The sequence below is a fragment of the Rahnella sp. AN3-3W3 genome, assembly GCF_003263545.1.
In the GTDB taxonomy this organism is placed as follows: domain Bacteria; phylum Pseudomonadota; class Gammaproteobacteria; order Enterobacterales; family Enterobacteriaceae; genus Rahnella; species Rahnella variigena.
Map to the genome: position 1 here is coordinate 19670 of NZ_JYDG01000085.1, position 19669 is coordinate 39338.

The 19669-nt window shown below is 54.2% G+C and carries 16 protein-coding genes and 1 pseudogene; 14 read left to right on the forward strand and 3 right to left on the reverse strand.

Translation table 11 applies throughout. From position 1 onward, the window contains the following. The first annotated feature begins 234 nt into the window (after positions 1 to 234). From mreC to tldD, 6 genes are all read left to right on the forward strand, one after another. Complete coding sequence (mreC, locus tag UC15_RS20035; protein WP_112290416.1) at positions 235 to 1242, forward strand: rod shape-determining protein MreC; 1008 nt, start codon at positions 235 to 237, stop codon at positions 1240 to 1242. Beyond that, positions 1239 to 1727: a rod shape-determining protein MreD gene (mreD, locus tag UC15_RS20040; protein ID WP_112290418.1), complete on the forward strand. Its 489-nt coding sequence runs from the start codon at positions 1239 to 1241 to the stop codon at positions 1725 to 1727. The genes mreC and mreD overlap by 4 nt, the downstream gene beginning before the upstream one ends. A 7-nt stretch (positions 1728 to 1734) precedes the next feature. Continuing rightward, a complete protein-coding gene (locus UC15_RS20045) occupies positions 1735 to 2328 on the forward strand; it encodes a nucleoside triphosphate pyrophosphatase (protein WP_112290419.1) in 594 nt (197 codons plus the stop codon). Further along, on the forward strand, positions 2318 to 3787 hold the full coding sequence (gene rng / locus UC15_RS20050) for a ribonuclease G (RefSeq protein ID WP_112290421.1): 1470 nt from the start codon (positions 2318 to 2320) through the stop codon (positions 3785 to 3787). The genes UC15_RS20045 and rng overlap by 11 nt, the downstream gene beginning before the upstream one ends. A 97-nt stretch (positions 3788 to 3884) precedes the next feature. Beyond that, positions 3885 to 7721: an AsmA2 domain-containing protein YhdP gene (yhdP, locus tag UC15_RS20055; protein ID WP_112290422.1), complete on the forward strand. Its 3837-nt coding sequence runs from the start codon at positions 3885 to 3887 to the stop codon at positions 7719 to 7721. Between the two features lie 142 nt (positions 7722 to 7863). Next, positions 7864 to 9309 (forward strand): metalloprotease TldD, encoded by a 1446-nt coding sequence (tldD, locus tag UC15_RS20060; protein WP_112290424.1) that lies wholly within the window; start codon positions 7864 to 7866, stop codon positions 9307 to 9309. Between the two features lie 82 nt (positions 9310 to 9391). Here tldD and aaeR read toward each other — a convergent pair. Then, positions 9392 to 10329: pseudogene (aaeR, locus tag UC15_RS20065) on the reverse strand (HTH-type transcriptional activator AaeR). A 274-nt stretch (positions 10330 to 10603) separates the two neighbouring features. Between aaeR and aaeX the strand changes: the two are divergent. Genes aaeX through aaeB form a run of 3 tightly spaced genes read left to right on the forward strand, consistent with a single transcriptional unit; the run spans position 10604 to position 13719 of the window. Beyond that, positions 10604 to 10807, forward strand: a complete 204-nt coding sequence (aaeX, locus tag UC15_RS20070; protein ID WP_112290425.1) for a p-hydroxybenzoic acid efflux pump operon protein AaeX — start codon at positions 10604 to 10606, stop codon at positions 10805 to 10807. Positions 10808 to 10814: 7 nt separating this feature from the next. Continuing rightward, positions 10815 to 11750, forward strand: coding sequence for a p-hydroxybenzoic acid efflux pump subunit AaeA (aaeA, locus tag UC15_RS20075; RefSeq protein WP_112290427.1), 936 nt, complete (start codon positions 10815 to 10817; stop codon positions 11748 to 11750). Positions 11751 to 11760: 10 nt separating this feature from the next. Continuing rightward, positions 11761 to 13719, forward strand: a complete 1959-nt coding sequence (gene aaeB / locus UC15_RS20080) for a p-hydroxybenzoic acid efflux pump subunit AaeB (protein WP_112290429.1) — start codon at positions 11761 to 11763, stop codon at positions 13717 to 13719. A gap of 66 nt (positions 13720 to 13785) precedes the next feature. Here the strand turns inward: aaeB and UC15_RS20085 are convergent, their stop codons facing one another. After that, positions 13786 to 14367 (reverse strand): maltose acetyltransferase domain-containing protein, encoded by a 582-nt coding sequence (locus tag UC15_RS20085; RefSeq protein WP_112290430.1) that lies wholly within the window; start codon positions 14365 to 14367, stop codon positions 13786 to 13788. Between the two features lie 185 nt (positions 14368 to 14552). On the opposite strand from UC15_RS20085, the gene UC15_RS20090 reads away from it, so the two are divergent. The 3 genes from UC15_RS20090 (at position 14553) to UC15_RS20100 (ending at position 16881) form a co-directional block, all read left to right on the forward strand. Then, positions 14553 to 16013: an NAD-dependent succinate-semialdehyde dehydrogenase gene (locus UC15_RS20090; protein WP_112290432.1), complete on the forward strand. Its 1461-nt coding sequence runs from the start codon at positions 14553 to 14555 to the stop codon at positions 16011 to 16013. 119 nt (positions 16014 to 16132) lie between these two features. Next, a complete protein-coding gene (locus UC15_RS20095; protein ID WP_112290434.1) occupies positions 16133 to 16582 on the forward strand; it encodes a ribonuclease domain-containing protein in 450 nt (149 codons plus the stop codon). A gap of 5 nt (positions 16583 to 16587) precedes the next feature. Then, positions 16588 to 16881 carry a barstar family protein gene (locus UC15_RS20100; protein WP_112290436.1) on the forward strand — a complete coding sequence of 98 codons (294 nt, stop codon included), beginning with the start codon at positions 16588 to 16590 and terminating at the stop codon, positions 16879 to 16881. Between the two features lie 52 nt (positions 16882 to 16933). Here UC15_RS20100 and yjgA read toward each other — a convergent pair whose 3' ends face one another. Continuing rightward, a complete protein-coding gene (gene yjgA / locus UC15_RS20105; RefSeq protein WP_112290437.1) occupies positions 16934 to 17485 on the reverse strand; it encodes a ribosome biogenesis factor YjgA in 552 nt (183 codons plus the stop codon). A gap of 227 nt (positions 17486 to 17712) precedes the next feature. Between yjgA and pmbA the strand changes: the two genes are divergently transcribed. Both pmbA and cybC read left to right on the forward strand, forming a co-directional pair. Continuing rightward, a complete protein-coding gene (gene pmbA / locus UC15_RS20110) occupies positions 17713 to 19053 on the forward strand; it encodes a metalloprotease PmbA (RefSeq protein ID WP_015690526.1) in 1341 nt (446 codons plus the stop codon). Positions 19054 to 19212: 159 nt separating this feature from the next. Further along, the gene (gene cybC, locus UC15_RS20115; RefSeq protein ID WP_112290439.1) at positions 19213 to 19599 is read left to right on the forward strand and encodes a cytochrome b562; all 387 of its coding nucleotides are present in this window, start codon (positions 19213 to 19215) and stop codon (positions 19597 to 19599) included. Positions 19600 to 19669 lie beyond the last annotated feature (70 nt).

Here is a 19669-nt window from a genome sequence, read left to right on the forward strand (position 1 = left end):
GCAAGCCTTGTCGTAGTGAACAAAATCAGTCTGCCCGGGAAGGTGGTTGTCCGTCAGGTAAAACCTGCAACGTGAAGTGTGCAGTGTTCAATGTGGATCCGCGCAAACACTGGCTGAGCGATAAACGCTTTGCCGGTGTTTTGTCTATCCCATGAGATTGCCGCCTTTTCTGTCAGGGGAAGTCTTTACTTCGACTGGCTGAAACCTTCTGTTGCCGAGGAACTCGCATATTTTATGAAGCCAATTTTTAGCAGGGGACCTTCCCTGCAACTGCGACTTTTTTTGGCTATTCTCACGGCCATTGTCCTGATTGTTGCCGACAGTAAAATAGGTACGTTTGTTAAAATTCGCACCTATATGGATACTGCCGTCAGTCCCTTCTATTTTTTGTCCAATGCCCCGCGTGAATTCTTAGATCAGGTCTCTTCTACATTTGCCACTCGTGGTCAGATGGAGCTCGAAAACCGCGCTTTGCGTCAGGAACTGTTGCTGAAAAACAGCGATCTGATGCTGCTTGGCCAATACAAACAAGAAAACGCCCGTCTGCGCGAACTGTTAGGGTCGCCGTTGCGTCAGGACGAGCACAAGATGGTGACGCAGGTTCTGTCGACCAGCAACGATCCGTACAGTGATCAGGTGGTGATCGACAAAGGCAGCAACAATGGCGTGTATATCGGACAACCGGTGATCAGCGACAAAGGTGTTGTCGGTCAGGTTGTTGCCGTTGCCGCTCTGACCAGCCGCGTATTGCTGATTTGCGATGCGTCGCACGCATTACCGATTCAGGTGCTGCGTAACGACATCCGCGTGATTGCAGCCGGTAGCGGCTGCGCCGATGACCTGCAACTCGAGCATCTGCCAAGCAATACCGACATTCGTGTCGGCGATGTGCTGGTTACGTCAGGTCTAGGCGGCCGTTTCCCTGAAGGCTATCCGGTGGGTGTGGTGTCCTCTGTTAAAGTGGACAACCAGCGTGCGTATACCGTGATCCAGGCGCGTCCGACCGCCGGTCTGCAACGTCTGCGTTATTTGCTGCTGTTATGGGGTTCCGACCGTAATGGTGAACATCCTCTGCCGCCTGACGAAGTACATCGCGTCGCCAACGAACGTTTGATGCAAATGATGCCGCAAGTCCTGCCACCTCCGGGTGATATGGGGCCTCCTGCACCGGTTCCGCCACCGGCTACCGGTACGGTGACCGCGCCTGTCAGCACCCCTGCTGTTCAGGGAGCGACACGATGAACAGTTACCGGAGCCACGGGCGTTGGATTATTTGGCTATCCTTCTTAATAGCCATGCTGTTGCAGGTCATGCCGTGGCCGGAACAAATTTACATGTTCAGGCCGTCATGGCTGATGCTGATCCTGATTTACTGGGTGATGGCGTTACCGCATCGCGTCAACGTGGGTACCGGTTTTATTGTCGGCTTCATCATGGACTTGATCCTGGGATCGACGCTCGGCATCCGGGCGCTGGCATTTGCTATCACCGCCTATCTGGTCGCGTTCAAATTCCAGTTATTCCGCAATCTGGCGCTCTGGCAACAGGCGCTGATTGTCATGGTGCTTTCACTGGCCGTGGACGTGATGGTGTTCTGGGGTGAATTCCTGGTCGTTAACGTTTCGTTCCGGCCTGAAGTTTTCTGGAGTAGTGTGGTTGACGGTGTTCTGTGGCCATGGCTGTTCCTGCTGATGCGTAAAATTCGTCGTCAGTTTGCCGTGCAATGAGGATGTTATGACCGCACTTTATCTGGCCTCCGGGTCACCGCGCCGCCGTGAATTACTGACGTTGCTGGAGTTGCCTTTCGAGCGCCTGTCTACGGACGTGGCAGAAGAACGTCAGCCCGGCGAAGCGCCGCAAGATTATGTTTTGCGGCTGGCGAAAGACAAGGCGCAGGCCGGTGTGGCGGTAGCAGCAGAAGATCTGCCGGTGCTGGGCGCAGATACGATTGTGGTACTTGACGGTAACGTGTTGGAAAAGCCACGTGACGAAGCGCAAGCCGCTGTTATGCTTAATGCATTGTCTGGCAGACAGCATCAGGTGATGACCGCGATTGCGTTTGCCGACCGGCAGGATTGTCTCAATACGTTGGTTGTGACAGATGTCACTTTCCGTTCACTATCCTCCGACGACATTGCACACTATATTCTGAGCGGTGAGCCCATGGATAAAGCGGGCGCTTATGGTATTCAGGGAAAGGGCGGTTGTTTCGTCCGTGAAATTCGCGGCAGTTACTATGCAGTTGTGGGTCTTCCTTTGGTGGAAACTCAGGAACTGCTAAATGAATTTTCTGCCTTACGCGAGCTTAGGAGAAAACATGACAGCTGAATTACTGGTCAATGTCACCCCGTCTGAAACCCGCGTGGCCTACATTGACGGTGGCATTCTGCAGGAAATCCATATTGAGCGTGAGACCAAACGCGGGATTGCCGGCAACATTTATAAAGGACGTATCAGCCGGGTTCTGCCAGGTATGCAGGCAGCATTCGTGGATATCGGCCTTGAGAAAGCAGCGTTCTTACACGCTTCAGACATCATGCCTCACACCGAATGTGTGGCGCGTGACGAGCAGAAAAATTTCCATGTGCGTGATATCGCAGAGCTGGTGCATCAGGGCCAGGATCTGATGGTGCAGGTGGTGAAAGACCCGCTTGGCACCAAAGGCGCGCGCCTGACGACTGACATTACGTTGCCTTCCCGCTATCTGGTGTTCATGCCCGGGGCTTCTCACGTTGGGGTTTCCCAGCGTATTGAAAGCGAAGCGGAACGCGACCGTCTGAAACGTATCGTCTCCGAATATTGCGACGAGCACGGTGGTTACATTATTCGTACCGCCGCCGAAGGCGTGGGCGAAGAAGAACTTAAGCAGGATGCCGCCTACTTAAAACGCTTGTGGACTAAGGTGATGGAGCGTAAACGTCGCAACAAAACCAAGTGCAAGCTGTATGGCGAACTGGCGCTGGCGCATCGCGTTTTACGTGATTTTGCTGGCGAAGCGCTGGATCGTATCCGCGTTGACTCCCGTCTGACCTACGAATTGCTGGTGGAATTCACCAGCGAATACATGCCTGAAATGACCAGCAAGCTGGAGCATTACAGCGGCAAGCAACCTATTTTCGATTTGTTCGATGTTGAGAATGAAATCCAGCGTGCGCTGGAGCGCAAGGTGGAACTCAAATCCGGCGGCTACCTGATTATCGATCAGACCGAAGCCATGACCACCGTGGATATCAATACCGGTGCGTTTGTCGGCCATCGCAATCTCGAAGACACTATTTTCAACACCAATACTGAAGCGACACAGGCGATTGCCCGTCAGCTGCGTCTGCGCAATCTCGGCGGCATTATCATCATCGACTTCATTGATATGTCGAATGAAGATCACCGCCGACGCGTGTTGCACAGCCTGGAGCAGGCGCTGGCGAAAGACCGCGTGAAGACCGGCATTCACGGTTTCTCTGCGCTCGGTCTGGTGGAAATGACCCGTAAGCGTACGCGTGAAAGCGTCGAGCATGTTCTGTGCAGCGACTGTCCGACATGCCATGCACGCGGTACGGTGAAAACCGTCGAAACCGTCTGCTATGAAATTCTGCGTGAGATCGTACGTGTGCATCATGCCTACGATTCCGACCGTTTCCTGGTTTACGCGTCTGCTGCCGTGGGGGAAGCCCTCAAGGGAGAAGAATCCCATGCGCTGGCCGAAGTGGAAATCTTCGTCGGTAAGCAGGTTAAGGTGCAGATTGAGCCGCTCTACAGTCAGGAACAGTTCGACGTCGTCATGATGTGATCTGCGGATGACTGGCTTGAAGCATCTGGGTGTTAAAGGTTTCCATTGCCGTCTGTGCGGGTGAAACCAGCATGGAATGGAAAACAAGGAGAGAGGTTTGAGGCGACTGCCCGGTATTTTATTAACCACCAGCGCAACCCTTGTCGTGATAGTGGCTTTGGTGATCAGCGGCTTGCGTCTCGCATTGCCGCAGCTTAGCCGCTTTCAGGATCAACTGGTCGGGAAAGTAGAGGCGGTCACCGGCGTACCGATTGAACTGTCGCAAATCAGCGCCAGCTGGAAAACCTTTGGCCCGATCATGGAAGTCCGTGGTCTTCAGGTCACATTACCCGAGGCCAAATGGCGGGTTCAGCGCATCACGATGGCGCTGGACGTCTGGCAATCACTGCTGCATTTTCGCTGGCAGTTCCGCGATCTCACTTTCTATAACCTGCAACTGGATTTAAACACCCCGCTCGGTGGCGAGGCCAATAAAGGCAACGGCATCAAGCCCGGTCGTGTCAGCGATATTTTTCTGCGTCAGGTTGACCATTTTGACCTGCGCAACAGCCGCATTACGTTCCCTACGCCTTCCGGTTCGCGTGCCGAATTCGATATTCCCCAGCTCACCTGGCTGAACAGCCGTAACCGCCACCGCGCCGAAGGGCAGCTCAGCCTCTCGAGCTTTAACGGTCAGCATGGCGTTGTGCAACTGCGTATGGATCTCAACGACTCAAACGGTCTGCTCAATAACGGCAAGATTTATATGCAAGCCGATGATATTGATATGAAACCGTGGTTCAGCCGGTGGCTGCGCAACAACACTGGTCTGGAAAGTGCTAACTTTAGCCTGGCGGCATGGCTCACAGTCCACAATGGCGATATTTATGCCGGTGATGCGCTGCTGAAAACGGGGTCCGCCACCTGGAAAACCGGTGACGATGAGCACCGCCTCGATGTTGATAATCTCACCTTGCACGGCAGCCGTCAGGGAAATGGCTGGCAGGTCGGCACGCAGCAACTGAATCTGAAAACGGATGGCGTCGCGTGGCCAAAAGGTCGCCTTGAAGCGCTTTATCTGCCTGAAAATAATGATTTCCTCGGCCCCTCGCAGGGCGAAGAATTGCGTATCCGTGGCGCCAATCTGCAACTCGAACGTTTAGGACCGGTGATCCCGACCTTCTCATTCCTGACTCCCGCCTTGCTGGAACGCTGGCAGGATTTAAAACCTGCCGGTAACGTCGACAGGCTCGCGCTGGATATCCCGATCAAACAGCCGGATCAGACACGCTTTGATGCAAGCTGGCACGATGTCAGCTGGCAGCTCTGGAAGATGCTGCCGGGCGTCAGTCATTTCAGCGGCAGCCTCAAAGGCAGCGTGGCGGGCGGCCAGCTGGCGGTGAATCTTAAAGACAGCGTCTTACCTTATGGCGACATGTTCCGTGCGCCGCTGGAGATAGGCGCCGCGACCGGGACCTTTAACTGGACTAACACTCAGGACGGTTGGGCACTGTCGGGCAAAGATGTGGACGTTCAGGCTAACGCATTGTGGGCGAAAGGCGACTTCCGTTACCACCAGCCCGTTAAAGGCGAGCCGTGGCTAAATATTCTGGCGGGTATCCGCTTATATGACGCCGGACAGGCGTGGCGCTATTTCCCTGAGCCGCTGATGGGCAAACATCTGGTGGATTATCTGAGCGGTGCCATAAAGGCCGGTCAGGTCGATAACGCGACGTTAACGTTCAACGGCAATCCGCATGATTTCCCGTTCAAAAAGAAAGAAGGGCAGTTTGAAGTCTGGGTGCCTTTGCGCCACTCAACCTTTGAATTCCAGCCCGGCTGGCCAGCGCTGACCAATCTGGATATTGACCTCGACTTCCTCAACGACGGTCTGTTCATGAAAGCCGCGAATACCAAACTAGGCAATGTTGATGGCAATAATGTGGTCGCCAATATTCCTGATTACCTGAAAGAAAAGCTGTTTATCGATGCCGACCTGCGCGGTCAGGGTAAAGATATTGGCGACTATTTTATGGATACACCGCTGCATGATTCGCTGGGCTCGGCGCTACAGGAATTGCAGATTGGCGGCGAAGTGAATGGTCGCTTACATCTTGATATTCCGCTGGATGGCGAGATGGTTCGCGCTTCAGGCGGGGTGACACTAAAAGACAACAGTCTGTTGATTAAACCGCTGGACAGCACAATCAGCCATCTCAGCGGTCAGTTCAGCTATGACAACGGCAACCTGCAAAGTAACCGTCTTACCGGTGAATGGTTTGGCCAGCCGGTAAACGTGATGTTCAGCACGCAGGAGCTGGCGGATGACTTTAAGGTGCAGGTTGGTCTGGATGCTAACTGGCAGCTGGCAAAAATCCCGGGTCTGCCGGCCGCGGTAGCCAGCAAAATTTCTGGCGGTACACCGTGGAAAGGCGATGTGAATATCACGCTGCCGCACAAAGGCACTCCGACTTATACCGTCGATGTGAACGCCGACCTGAAAGATGTGAGCAGTCACTTACCCGATCCGCTGAGCAAAAAGGCCGGGCACGCAATGCCGCTGGTGGTCAATGTGAAAGGCGATCTGCACAGTTTTAATCTGGAAGGCGTACTGGCGGGAAAAGACCGCTTCAACAGCCGCTGGCTGCTGGGCAAACAGCTGAAACTGGATCGCGCATCCTGGCAGGCTAACGCGAAGAAAACGCCACCCCTGCCGGCAGACAGCAGCCTGACACTTAATCTGCCGCCGCTGGATGGCGAAAACTGGCTGGGCCTGCTCTCGCCGGATAAAGCGGCGCAAAGCACCCGGGGCAACAGCAGCAAAATGGCCGGTTTCAGCTTCCCGCATCAGATAACCCTGACTACGCCAGCACTGACGCTGGGTGGACAGGTGTGGAATGATCTGGCCCTGACTTCGGTGCAGGGGCGTCAGGGAATGGAAATCATCGCCAAAGGCAAAGAAATTGATGGTCAGCTGAATATGAATGACAACGGACCGTGGCTGGCGAACCTGAAATATGTGTATTTCAATCCGCAATGGACCGTGGCTGATGTTACCAGCAGCGGTCAGCCGGGCGGAAATCCGTTCGCGACCAGTAAGATTTCCTTCGCTAACTGGCCTGCGCTGCAACTGCGTTGCCAGGCCTGCTGGTTCCTCGGACAGAACTTCCGCAAAGTGAACGCCGATCTCACCCCGCAGGGCGATCAGCTGATGCTGCGCAACGGCCTGATCGACACCGGCGTAGCGCGCCTCAACGTTCAGGGCGACTGGAAGCAGAACGCACAGGGCGAAAGTACCGGTCTGAAAGGCAAACTGGCGGGTAAAAACATTGAACAGGCGATGTCATTCTTTGGTGTGACCACGCCACTGAAAGGCGCGCCGTTCGACATTAACTTCGACCTGCACTGGAAATCCGTGCCGTGGAAACCGGATATCAGCACGCTCAACGGCACGCTGAAAAACACGCTGGGCAAAGGCGAAATCGCTGACGTCGGCACGGGCCGGGCCGGGCAATTGCTGCGTCTGGTCAGTTTCGACGCCTTGCTGCGTAAACTGCGCCTCGATTTCAGTGATACCTTCGGTCAGGGATTCTATTTCGATTCGATCAAATCCACCGCCTGGATTAAAGACGGCGTACTGCATACCGATGACTTGCTGGTTGATGGTCTGGAAGCGGATATTGCCATTACCGGTCAGGTGAATTTTGTTAATCAGCGCCTCGATCTGGAAGCGGTTATCGCGCCTGAAATCTCAGCGACCGTCGGCGTGGCCACTGCCTTCGTCATCAACCCGGTGGTGGGCGTGGCGGTATTTGCTGCCAGTAAAGTGCTGGCGCCGCTGTGGAATAAAATTTCGCTGATTCGTTATCAGATTAGCGGCACTATCGCAGATCCACACATCAACGAAATTCTGCGCAAACCGGTTGAACATCCAAAAGCCGCTGCCGCTCAGTAATGTCAGCGGCGAAGGTGGCAGGAAACCTCGTTCGGGCTGTGTTAGGCTGTAAATAACCTTGTAACAATGGATTGTCCGGCGGGTTGACGTTTTTATAACGCTCAGCCCGCCGGATTTTCGTCTAAAAAGAGAGTGAACATTTATGAGTCTGGCCTTAGTCAGTGAGCAGTTACTAACTGCTAATAATCTGAGTCATCAGGATTTGTTTTCCGTTTTGGGCCAGTTGTCTGAACGTCGCCTTGATTATGCCGATCTCTTTTTCCAGTCCAGTTTCCACGAAGCCTGGGTTATCGAAGACAGCATCATCAAAGATGGTTCTTACAATATCGATCAGGGCGTTGGCGTTCGTGCGGTAAGCGGTGAAAAAACCGGTTTCGCTTATGCCGACCAGATTACCCTGAATGCCCTGAACCTGAGCGCAACCGCAGCCCGCAGCATTGTCCGCGAGCAGGGCAATGGCAAAGCGCACACGCTGGGCGAAATTGCGTACAAATCTCTTTATTCTCCGCTGGATCCGCTGCAAAGCCTGCCGCGTGAAGCAAAAATCGACCTGCTGCACCGTGTAGACAAAATCGCCCGTGCGGCAGATAAACGCGTGCAGGAAGTCAGTGCCAGTATTACCGGCGTATACGAAACCGTGCTGGTTGCGGCGACGGATGGCACGCTGGCGGCGGATATCCGTCCGCTGGTGCGTTTGTCTGTCAGCGTTTTGGTCGAACAGGACGGACGTCGCGAACGCGGCTCAAGCGGCGGCGGCGGTCGTGTCGGCTATGACTACTTCCTCGAAACCGTTAACGGCGAAGTTCGTGCCGAAGCTTTCGCCCGTGACGCTGTGCGCATGGCGCTGCTGAACCTGACCGCGGTAGCCGCTCCGGCTGGCGGAATGCCGGTAGTACTCGGCGCAGGCTGGCCGGGCGTGCTGTTGCACGAAGCGGTCGGTCACGGTCTGGAAGGTGATTTCAACCGTCGCGGCACGTCAGTATTCAGCGGCCAGATGGGCAAACTGGTGGCGTCTGAGCTGTGTACCGTGGTCGATGACGGCACTATGCCGGGTCTGCGCGGTTCACTGGCGATTGACGATGAAGGTGTGCCGGGCCAGTACAACGTACTGATCGAAAACGGCGTGCTGAAAGGTTACATGCAGGACAAACTGAATGCGCGCCTGATGGGTGTCGCGCCGACCGGCAACGGCCGCCGTGAGTCTTATGCGCATCTGCCGATGCCACGTATGACCAACACCTACATGCTTGCCGGGAAATCGACGCCGGAAGATATCATCAGCAGCGTGGAATTTGGTCTGTATGCGCCAAACTTCGGTGGCGGCCAGGTGGATATCACGTCGGGTAAATTTGTGTTCTCGACTTCAGAAGCCTATCTGATCGAAAAAGGCCGGATCACTAAACCGGTGAAAGGCGCGACGTTGATTGGCTCCGGTATTGAAGCCATGCAGCAGATTTCTATGGTCGGTAACGATCTGGCGCTCGATAAAGGCGTCGGCGTATGCGGTAAAGAAGGTCAGAGTTTGCCGGTCGGTGTCGGTCAGCCAACCCTGAAACTGGATAATCTGACCGTCGGCGGTACTGCTTAAGTTTGGTTGTTGCATTTCAGTCTCCCCTTTTACAAGGGGAGACTGGTGGCTTTAATTGAGTTTGGCGGGTTTTGATACAAACTCAACTCCACTGCGTACCCTTTTTCCCCTGCCGGTATCCCTGATACACCTTGCTGACCCGTTTGAAATAATCCGTCAGATAATCAATGCAGACCTGCACTTTCAGCGGCAGTTTGTCCTTTTCGGTATACAGCGCGTAGACCGTCGCGGATCGGACTGATAGCTTCTGAACAAAATCTCCACTTCGCCTGCGTTAATTTCCTCGATCACCCACATCAGCGGTACATACGCGATCCCGACACCGGCTTTCAGCCAGCGGATCATGGTTTGCGAATCGTTGGTGACGAAGCGCCCTTGCGGTGTAATGCGGGTCGAAATGCCTTCAGGGGCGATCAGCTCAAATTCGCTGTCGGGGCGCACGCTGTATTCCAGCCATGAGAAATTCACCATATCAGCCGGTTTTTCCGGTGTGCCGTGCTGGGCCAGATAACTGCGCGCTGCGCACACCACCATCGGCATTGAGCCTAAGCGGGTGCAGAACAGGCTGGAGTCCTGTAACGCGCCGACGCGGATCACCACATCCAGACCGTCGGCGATTAAATCGGGTGCGGGTATGCCGGTCACCAGATTTACCGTCAGGCCGGGATATTCGCTGAGCATTTCGGCAGTCATCGCAGCAAGAACATTTTGTGCCATTGTTGATGAACTGCCGATGCGCAAGGTCCCGGTTGGCGTGTTGTTGAAGGCATACAATTGTTCATGCACTTCACGCACATCGTGCAGCATTTTCCGGCAACCCTGATAGTAAAGCTTGCCCGCTTCCGTCAGACCAATACTGCGCGTGCTGCGGTTTAATAATTTGATTTGTAACTCGTTTTCCAGCTTTGACACAGTCTGGCTGATGGCGGATACGCTCATGTCGAGGCGTCGCGCAGCGGCAGTAAAAGAACCGCTTTCCACCACCTGAGCGAAAATCGACATGCGTTTTAATCGGTCCATTGTTAACTCTGGCTTAAAAGTGATTTAGATCACAGAACGTTGATTACTTGATAATAAGCACGCTAATATACCCTTCCGGGCGATAATGCTCAGGTTTCAGTTTTCCTGACATAATGCTTACCTTCGCACACTTCCCTGGCAACTCCACGGCTTCATTGATCTGCTCCCGCTGAATTATTTTCCACCGGGGTCGCGTGCCGTTGCCTAAAATAATGAATAATGCGTGCGCGGGACGATACGTGTTTGTCCGTCGTCATAATGTAAGGAATTTTTGATGAGTTTGCTTCCGGTAATGGTGATTTTCGGATTGTCGTTTCCTCCGGTGTTTTTTGAAATACTGCTGGCGCTGGTGGTGTTTTTCGTGCTGCGGCGTGTACTGCAACCCACCGGTATCTATGACTTTGTCTGGCATCCGGCGTTGTTCAACACAGCTTTGTACTGCTGTCTTTTTTACCTGATCTCCTGCATGTTCGTCTGAGGGCGTTGTGAAAAATTTCTCTATAAAAATAATACGTTATGCAATAACGTTGATTCTGGTCGTGCTGGCTGTCATCGCAATTTTCAAAGCCTGGGCGTTCTATACCGAATCTCCGTGGACCCGTGATGCCAAATTTACCGCTGATGTCGTGTCTATCGCGCCCGATGTTACCGGTCTGATTACCGATGTGCCTGTGGTCGATAACCAGCTGGTGAAGAAGGGCCAGGTGTTGTTTAAAATCGACCAGCCGCGCTACCAGCAGGCGCTGGACGAAGCGAGTGCTGACGTCGCGTATTATCAGGCGCTGGCAGCAGAGAAAAAACGTGAAGCCGGACGTCGTGTAAAACTGGGCGTGCAGGCCATGTCGCAGGAAGAAATCGATCAGGCCAACAACGTCCTGCAAACCGCTGAACATCAGCTGGCAAAAGCGCAGGCGGCACGTGATCTGGCGGTGCTGGATCTGGAACGTACCGTGGTGGTTGCACCTGCCGATGGCTGGGTCACTAACCTGACCGTTCATCCGGGAAACTACATCAATCGTGGTTCGACCGCTGTGGCGCTGGTGAAGAAAAACTCCTTCTACATTCTCGCCTATCTGGAAGAAACCAAATTGCCGGGGCTGAACAAAGGCGACCGTGCGGAAATCACCCCGCTGGGTAGTAACCGCATCATGCACGGTACCGTGGACAGCGTGGCCGCGGCGGTCACCAACAGCTCTTCTTCTGCTGCAACGAATGGTCTGGCGACCATCGACAGCAACCTCGAGTGGGTGCGTCTGGCGCAGCGCGTGCCGGTGAAAATCCTGCTCGATGATGAAGACCAGCAACATCCTTATCCGGCAGGGACAACCGCGACCGTGGTTATCACCGGTCAGCATGACCGCAAACAAGATGAAGGTTCTCCTTTCCTTCGTCTCCTGCATCGCCTGAGAGAGTTTGGCTAAGGCCGGAAAGATGAATAGCGTACTTATCCCGCGCGTGCGTTTTGCCTGCAAGCTGACGTTCGCGATCCTCGGCGCGCTGGTTCTCGGGTTCTATCTGCAACTCGAGACACCGCGCTGGTCGGCCATGACCGCCGCCATTGTGACCTCCGGCCCGGCGCTGGTGGCGGGTGGCGAACCCTTTGCCGGTGCTATTCGTCACCGTGGTTTTCTGCGTGTTATTGGCACATTTATCGGCTGTATCGCGGCGCTGGTGATTGTTATCGCCACTGCCCGCGCGCCGGTCGTGATGCTGCTTCTGTGCTGTATCTGGGCGGGCGTCTGTACCTGGTGGTCTTCACTGGTGCGCATCGAGAATTCCTACGCACTTGGGCTGGCGGGTTATACCGCGCTGATTATTGTGGTGACCTCAGCCAGTGCGCCGTTACAGACACCGCAGTTCGCCGTCGAGCGTTGCAGTGAAATCGTTATCGGGATTTGCTGCGCCATCGTGGCTGACCTGCTGTTTTCTCCCCGCTCCATCAAAAAAGATATCGATCGCGCCGTCAGTCAGCTGATGTTGGATCAGTTTGCGCTGATGCGGATTTGCGTGAATAACGGCACGAAGGAAGACATCGATAAGTCCTGGAACAACCTGGTGAAAAGCACCACGGCGCTGAATGGCATGCGCGGCAGCCTGATGATGGAATCCTCGCGCTGGCAGCGCTGCAACCAGCGTCTGAAAGCGCTGCACAGCACCTCGCTGAGTATGATCACCCAGGCCTGCGAAACCTATCTGATTATGCAAGACACGCCGGAAAGGCTGTCGCCTGAGCTTAAAGCGCTGTTTGCTGAACCGGCAGAAACTGTTGCCGATGTTCACCGCCGCCTGAAACAACTGCGCCAGATTATTACCGGTATGCACAGCGATAATGTGCTGGTGACGCTCAGTGCCTGGACCGGCGCTGGCACGCGTGCGCTGTTGCTGATGAAAGGCGTCCAGACCAACAGCAGCATCAGCAGTATTGAAAGCGGTGTGCTGGAAGGTGAAGTGGTGGTTCGTCCGGTGTCGGCTGAGCGGCATCATGCGCTGATCAACGGCCTGCGTACGTTTACCGCGACGGCGATTGGTTGTCTGATGTGGTTATGGACCGGCTGGACGTCAGCCAGCGGCTGCGTGATTATTATCGCCGTGGTGACCTCGCTGGCGATGCGTACCCCGAACCCGAAAGGCATGGCGATGGACTTTATTGTCGGCATGTTGCTGGCGATCCCGGTCGGCTCGATGATGTTTATGTTGATCATGCCTTCGACGCAGCAAAGTTTGTTCCTGCTGTGTCTGATGCTGGGGATTTTCACCTTCTTTATCGGTATCGAAGTGACCAAGCGCCGTCTCGGCATGCTCGGTTTGCTGGCGGGCACAATCAACATTCTGGTGCTCAGTAACCCGATGAAATTCAACGTAACCTCTTTTCTCGACAACGCGCTGGGGCAGGCGATCGGTACGGTGATTGCGATGGCGGTGTTGCTGATTATTCGCGATAAGTCCCGCGATAAAACCGGGCGCACGTTGCTGAACCGCTTTATGAGCAGTGCGGTATCGGCGCTGACCACCAAAGCGTACCGTCGTCGTGAAAACCACCTGCCGGCGCTTTACCATCAGCTCAATCAGTTGCTGGTGATGTTCCCGAATGACATCGGTAAATACCGTCTGGCGCTGATGCTGATTATCGCTCATCAGCGCATGAAACTTGCCGAAGTGCCGGTAAATGATGAGCTGTCGGCGTTCCACAAAAAAATCCGTAACACCGCCGATCACGTGGTTTCGGCGTCAGGCGAAGGTAAGCGGACATACTATTATCAGCGTCTGCTGAAAGAGCTGGGTGAGTATCAGCAAAAGCTGGTCGATTACGACGCGCCCCTGAAAGTGACTGAGCCGGTGCGACGTCTGACCGAGATGCTGCATCGTTATCAGCATTCGTTTGTGGCGTAACAGCCCGTAATAAACAAAGGCCGGTGTTTAAACGCACCGGCCTTTTTTATCGCCAAAATACGGGCATCATTTCATGAATGTTTCGCGGTCAGCGGCGGTGATCGGGCGTATTACCCGGCACGGTACGCCAGCCGCCACCACATCGGCAGGAATGGATTTTGTCACTACGCTTCCCGCACCAATCACGCTGTTACGCCCGATAGTTACACCCGGATTTACCATCACACCCATGCCCAGCCAGACGTTATCTTCAATGACGATCGGCAGGGAGAATTGCTGTCCGGTGGCGCGGATTTCCGGGTCGATCGGATGTCCGGCTGTCGCCAGGGTGACGTTCGGCGCAATCATCACGTTATCGCCGATGGTGACGGTTGCGTCATCCACCACCGTGAGATTGAAATTGGCGTAAAAATTGTTGCCGATATGAATATGCGTGCCATACGCGACACGCAGCGGCGGCTCAATCCAGCCGTTTTCGCCCAGGCTGCCCATCATGTCTTTCAGCATCCGCTGGCGTTTTTCTTCCTCTGAAGGACGGGTCAGGTTGTAGTCGTACACCCGCTCTTTTCCGGCGCGGCGTTCCTCCGGCAATCCTTCGCCCATGTCTGTATACAGTTCACCGATATTCATTTTTTCGCGCGTCGACATGCCTTATTCCTTTGTGAAAATAGGGTGGAGTTCCCCGCAGTTTACTGAGGGATGCGGAAACTGTGAACGTATGACAATTCACTTTGCGATCTGTGTCTCTCAGTGCTGTCTGACAGACGCTTCTGCTCAAGCCGCTATACTTACATGATAGTTCGCTTAAAACGGCATAAATCAGGAGGATCCTCATGTCAGCCCAACCTCATAAACTCTCCACGCATCCATTATTTAAGACTGGCTATTTTGTCGGCGGTAAATGGCTCGAAGCCAAAGACACCTTCGATGTGCTGGATCCGGCGACCGGCGATGTGGTCGCCAAAGTCTCTAAGTCAGGAAAAGCCGAAACAGAAGCCGCCGTCAAAGCCGCCAGTGATGCTTTCCCGGCCTGGCGCAAAACCACCGCCAAAGAACGCTCTGAAATTTTGCACCGCTGGTATGAACTGATGCTGGAAAACAAACAGTTTCTCGGCGAGCTGATGGTGGCCGAACAAGGCAAGCCACTGAAGGAAGCGCTGGGCGAGGTCGATTACGCCGCCAGTTATCTGCAATGGTTCAGCGAAGAAGCCAAACGCGCCAACGGGGAAATCATTCCTCCGGCCAAATCCGGTTCGCGCATTCTGGCGACACGTGAACCGGTCGGCGTAGTGGCGGCGATCACGCCGTGGAATTTCCCGCTGGCGATGCTGACCCGCAAACTCGGTCCCGCGCTGGCTGCAGGTTGTACCGGCCTGATCAAACCGGCCAGTAATACGCCGCTGTCGGCCTTTGCTCTGCTGCAACTGGCAAAAGATGCCGGTGTGCCGGATGGCGTGATCAACGGCGTGGCGGGTGATACGAGCGCCATCAGCCAGGTGATTATGGCGAGCGATGCGGTACGTAAAGTGTCGTTCACCGGCTCTACAGAAATCGGCAAAACGCTGGTGCGTAACAGCGCTGACACCATGAAAAAGGTGTCAATGGAGCTGGGCGGTAACGCGCCGTATATCGTGTTTGATGATGCGGATATCGAGGCTGCCGTGAAGGGCGCCATTACCTGTAAATTCCGTAACACCGGACAGGTTTGCGTGTGTATCAACCGCATCTACGTGCAGGACGGCGTTTATGAGGCGTTCACCTCACGTCTGGCGGAAGAGGTGCGCAAGCTGAAAGTCGGTAATGGTATGGACGAAGGTGTGATTGTCGGCCCGCTGATTAACATTCAGGGACTGGAGAAAGTCGAGGAGCATGTTAAAGACGCGCTGGAGAAAGGCGGGCGTCTGATGGAAGGCGGTGAGCGCCACAAACTCGGTGGCAACTTCTTCCAGCCGACGGTCATTATTGATGCCACCGATGACATGAAAGTGGCGCATGAAGAAACCTTCGGCCCGCTGGCGGCCTGTTTCCGTTTCAAAACGGAAGAAGAAGTGATTAAACGCGCCAACGACACGCCTTTCGGGCTGGCAGCGTATTTCTATAGCCAGAATCTGCAACGTATTTTCCGCGTGGCTGATGCAATTGAAAGCGGCATGATCGGGATAAACGAGTGTGCGATTTCCAACGAAGCCGCGCCGTTCGGTGGTGTGAAAGAATCTGGTCTGGGACGCGAAGGATCGGTGCTGGGGCTGGAAGAATATCTGCAGGTGAAAACGCTGCATTTAGGAAATCTTTAAGTCAGCTTTCCAGAAATCGCTTTTTGAGAAACAATAAACAGGAAAAGATTCATTTTGGTTACCGGTCTCTGGCTACAAGCAATTGGCTACAAACAATTGGCTACAAAAAAAGGACGTCAATGAAGGCATTTAACTGGCTGCGTTCGCGCAAACTGATGATGGCAGCTGCGGTCATTCTCGGGCTGTCTGGTGTTGCCGGGCATGTTGTCGCGAAACCGACATACAACCAGGGCACAATTGTGGCGGGCACTGATGAGCAATCCGTGGTGAGTTATTTGCGCCAGAATCACAGACTGCCTGACAATTACATCACCAAGAAAAAGGCGCGTGAAGCGGGCTGGGATGCGCGTTCCGGCAACCTGTGTGATGTGTTGCCGGGCAAAGCCATTGGCGGCGACCGGTTTTCAAACCGTGAAGGTCGTCTGCCATCGGCCAACAAACGGGTATGGCGCGAGGCAGATATCAACTATCGCTGCGGGCGTCGCGGGGCAGACCGCGTGCTGTTTGCCAGCGACGGGCTGATTTACGTCAGTAAAGACCATTATCAGAACTTCGTTCGGGTGGAGTAATGTCGATGAATAAAGTGAGCTTCGATTTTAATCACATCCCGGATTTACCCGCATTCTACGCCGAGTTTGTCCGTCAGTTTGGTCTGACAGACAGCTTCGGTGCGAATCTGGATGCACTCTGGGATGAGGTAACAGGCGGGATTGCGCTGCCGGTTGAGATAGATTTCATCAATCTGAATGCCAGCCGCAAGCGGCGTTTCGGCGCACTGATTTTGCTGTTTGAAGAGGCCGAAGAGGAGCTGGAAGGGGATCTGCGGCTGAATCTGCTGGAAAAACCGGCAGTAAAGGCTAAAGGCTGAAAAGAAAAAACCCGCCATTTTCTGTTAAGTAAAAAGGCGGGTTTTTGTTTTTTTAGTCCTGACCTTCAGCCAGTTCGCGCAGATACTGGAAGATCTGGCGGTAAGATTTCGGCGGCTTGTTAGCGGCTTTCTCTTTCTGCGCGTTGCGGATCAGCGCACGCAACTGCTGACGGTCGGCTTCCGGATACAGTTCCAGCACCGGCGGGATTGCATCATCACCTTCTTCAACCAGACGGTCACGCAGCATTTCCAGTTTATGGAACAGCGAAACCTGCTGGTTGTGGCGGTTTTTCAGCTTATCCAGTGCAGTCTGAATCGGCTCGACATCGCGGGAACGCAGCATTTTACCGATCAGCTGAAGCTGACGGCGGCGGCCTTCTTTCTTGATCTTCTGCGCTAAGTCGATCGCAGCGCGCAGATCGTCATCCAGCGGCAGTTTGTCCAGCGAGTTTTTACCCAGCTCAACCATTTCTGCACCGAGATCTTTCAGCGCCTCGGCGTCACGTTTGATTTCACTTTTACTGACCCAGATGATTTCTTCTTCATCTTCGTTCTCGTTGGTTTCGGGAACGTCATCGTGCCAGTCGTCAATTTTCTTTGTCATGGGCGCTTCCTCTTAACGAGGTAATCCTGTCAGTTTGATTGTGCTTTATTGCTTCGGCGGCATTATGCAGGGTTATGCCGCATACATCCATGTTCTGTTGCAACTTTGGGCATAACAACGCCGGAGGGAATGCGAAATTGTGGCGAGTCTCTGTTAGACTCAAAGGTATAAGTTTCTTAATACCAGTGTAGAACAATCCCTTTTATCTCATAAGCGATGACATGCCGATGAACGTAGTGAATCAAGTAGCGCAGCAGCGTAAAACTCTGGAACAGGCCGTATCTCAGGCTCTGGAACTGGCGAAAGCGGGTTCAGATGCCGCAGAAGTGGCGGTCAGCAAAACCACCGGTATCGGCGTCAGCACCCGTTTTGGTGAAGTCGAGAACGTGGAATTCAACAGCGACGGCGCACTGGGCATCACCGTTTATTATCAGAATCGTAAAGGCAGCGCGTCTTCCACCGATTTAAGCCCGGACGCTATTTCCCGCACCGTGCAGGCCGCGCTGGATATCGCCCGTTACACGTCACCGGATCCGTTCGCGGGCGTGGCTGATAAAGAGATGCTGGCGTTTGACGCGCCGGATCTGGATTTATTCCACCCGGAAGAGCTGGATCCCGATCGCAGCATTGAGCTGGCTGCCCGTGCTGAACAGGCTGCCTTGCAGGCTGACAAACGCATCACCAATACCGAAGGCGGCAGCTTTAACAGCCATTACGGCATCCGCGTTTTCGGTAACAGTCACGGCATGTTGCAGAGCTATTGCTCGACGCGCCATTCGATTTCCGCCTCCGTGATTGCTGAACACGAAGGCGACATGGAACGCGATTACGCCTATTCCATCGCCCGTAAGATGAGTGACCTGAAAGATCCGGAATGGGTTGGCGCAGAGTGCGCACGCCGCACCTTATCGCGTCTGGCACCGCGTAAATTACCGACCATGCAGGCACCGGTGTTGTTCGCCTCCGAAGTGGCGACCGGCCTGTTCGGTCATCTGGTCGGGGCGATCAGCGGCGGCAGCATCTACCGTAAATCGTCCTTCCTGCTCGACAGCCTCGGCAAGCAAATCCTGCCGGAGTGGCTGACGATTGAAGAACATCCGCATCTGTTGCAGGGTCTGGCTTCAACGCCGTTCGACAGCGAAGGTGTGCGCACCGAGCGTCGCGATATCGTCAAAGACGGCGTGCTGCAAAACTGGCTGATGACCTGTTATTCCGCGCGTAAACTCGGTCTGCAAACCACCGGCCACGCAGGCGGTATCCACAACTGGCGCATCGCCGGTCAGGGTGATGATTTCGCCGGTATGCTGCGTAAGCTCGACAAAGGCCTGGTCGTCACCGAACTGATGGGACAAGGCGTCAGCGGTGTCACCGGTGACTACTCACGCGGCGCAGCAGGGTTCTGGGTTGAGAATGGTGAGATTCAGTATCCGGTAAGCGAAATCACCATCGCCGGTAACCTGAAAGACATGTGGCGCAATATGGTCGCCATCGGCAGCGATATCGAAACCCGCAGCAACATTCAGTGCGGTTCCGTGCTGTTACCGGCAATGAAAATCGCCGGCGAATAATTTTCCTGCAAAGCAGCGGTCGCCCGATCGCTGCTTCTCACCTGCCACCCTTCTTTACAAAAAATTCATCCCGTTTTCCTCTCTCTCAGCCTATTTTTATAAAGCCTTACAAGCAATGTCGTTTTATCTAACAAATAAATAACAATAGAGAGAAAGCTCATGCGTAAACAACTGATGGCGTTAGCGGTAGTCGCAATGCTGGGAAGCAGCACGGTGGCACTGGCGGCAGATTTAGAAACGGACATGGACACGATTGCTGATAACTACGGCAAGGTGTTGAAAACCAACGATCAGGCCGAATTGACTACCGGTCTGGCTAATATGAAAGCCGCTGCCGAAGACGCGAAAAAAGCCACGCCTCCGAAACTGGAAGGCAAAGCACCGGACAGCCCGGAAATGCAGGATTACCACAAAGGGCTGGATACGCTGATTGGCCAGATTGACAAGGCCTCCGCTTTAGCCAAAGCGGGCAAGGTCGATGAAGCGAAGAAAGAAGCCGAAGGGTTCAAGGCGACAAGGAATGAGAACCACAAGAAGTTTAAGTAAGCAGATGACCGGTGTCTTGCTCCTCCCCCTGCGAAGGGTAGGGAGTAAACCTGTTCTGGTCTAGTAAAAG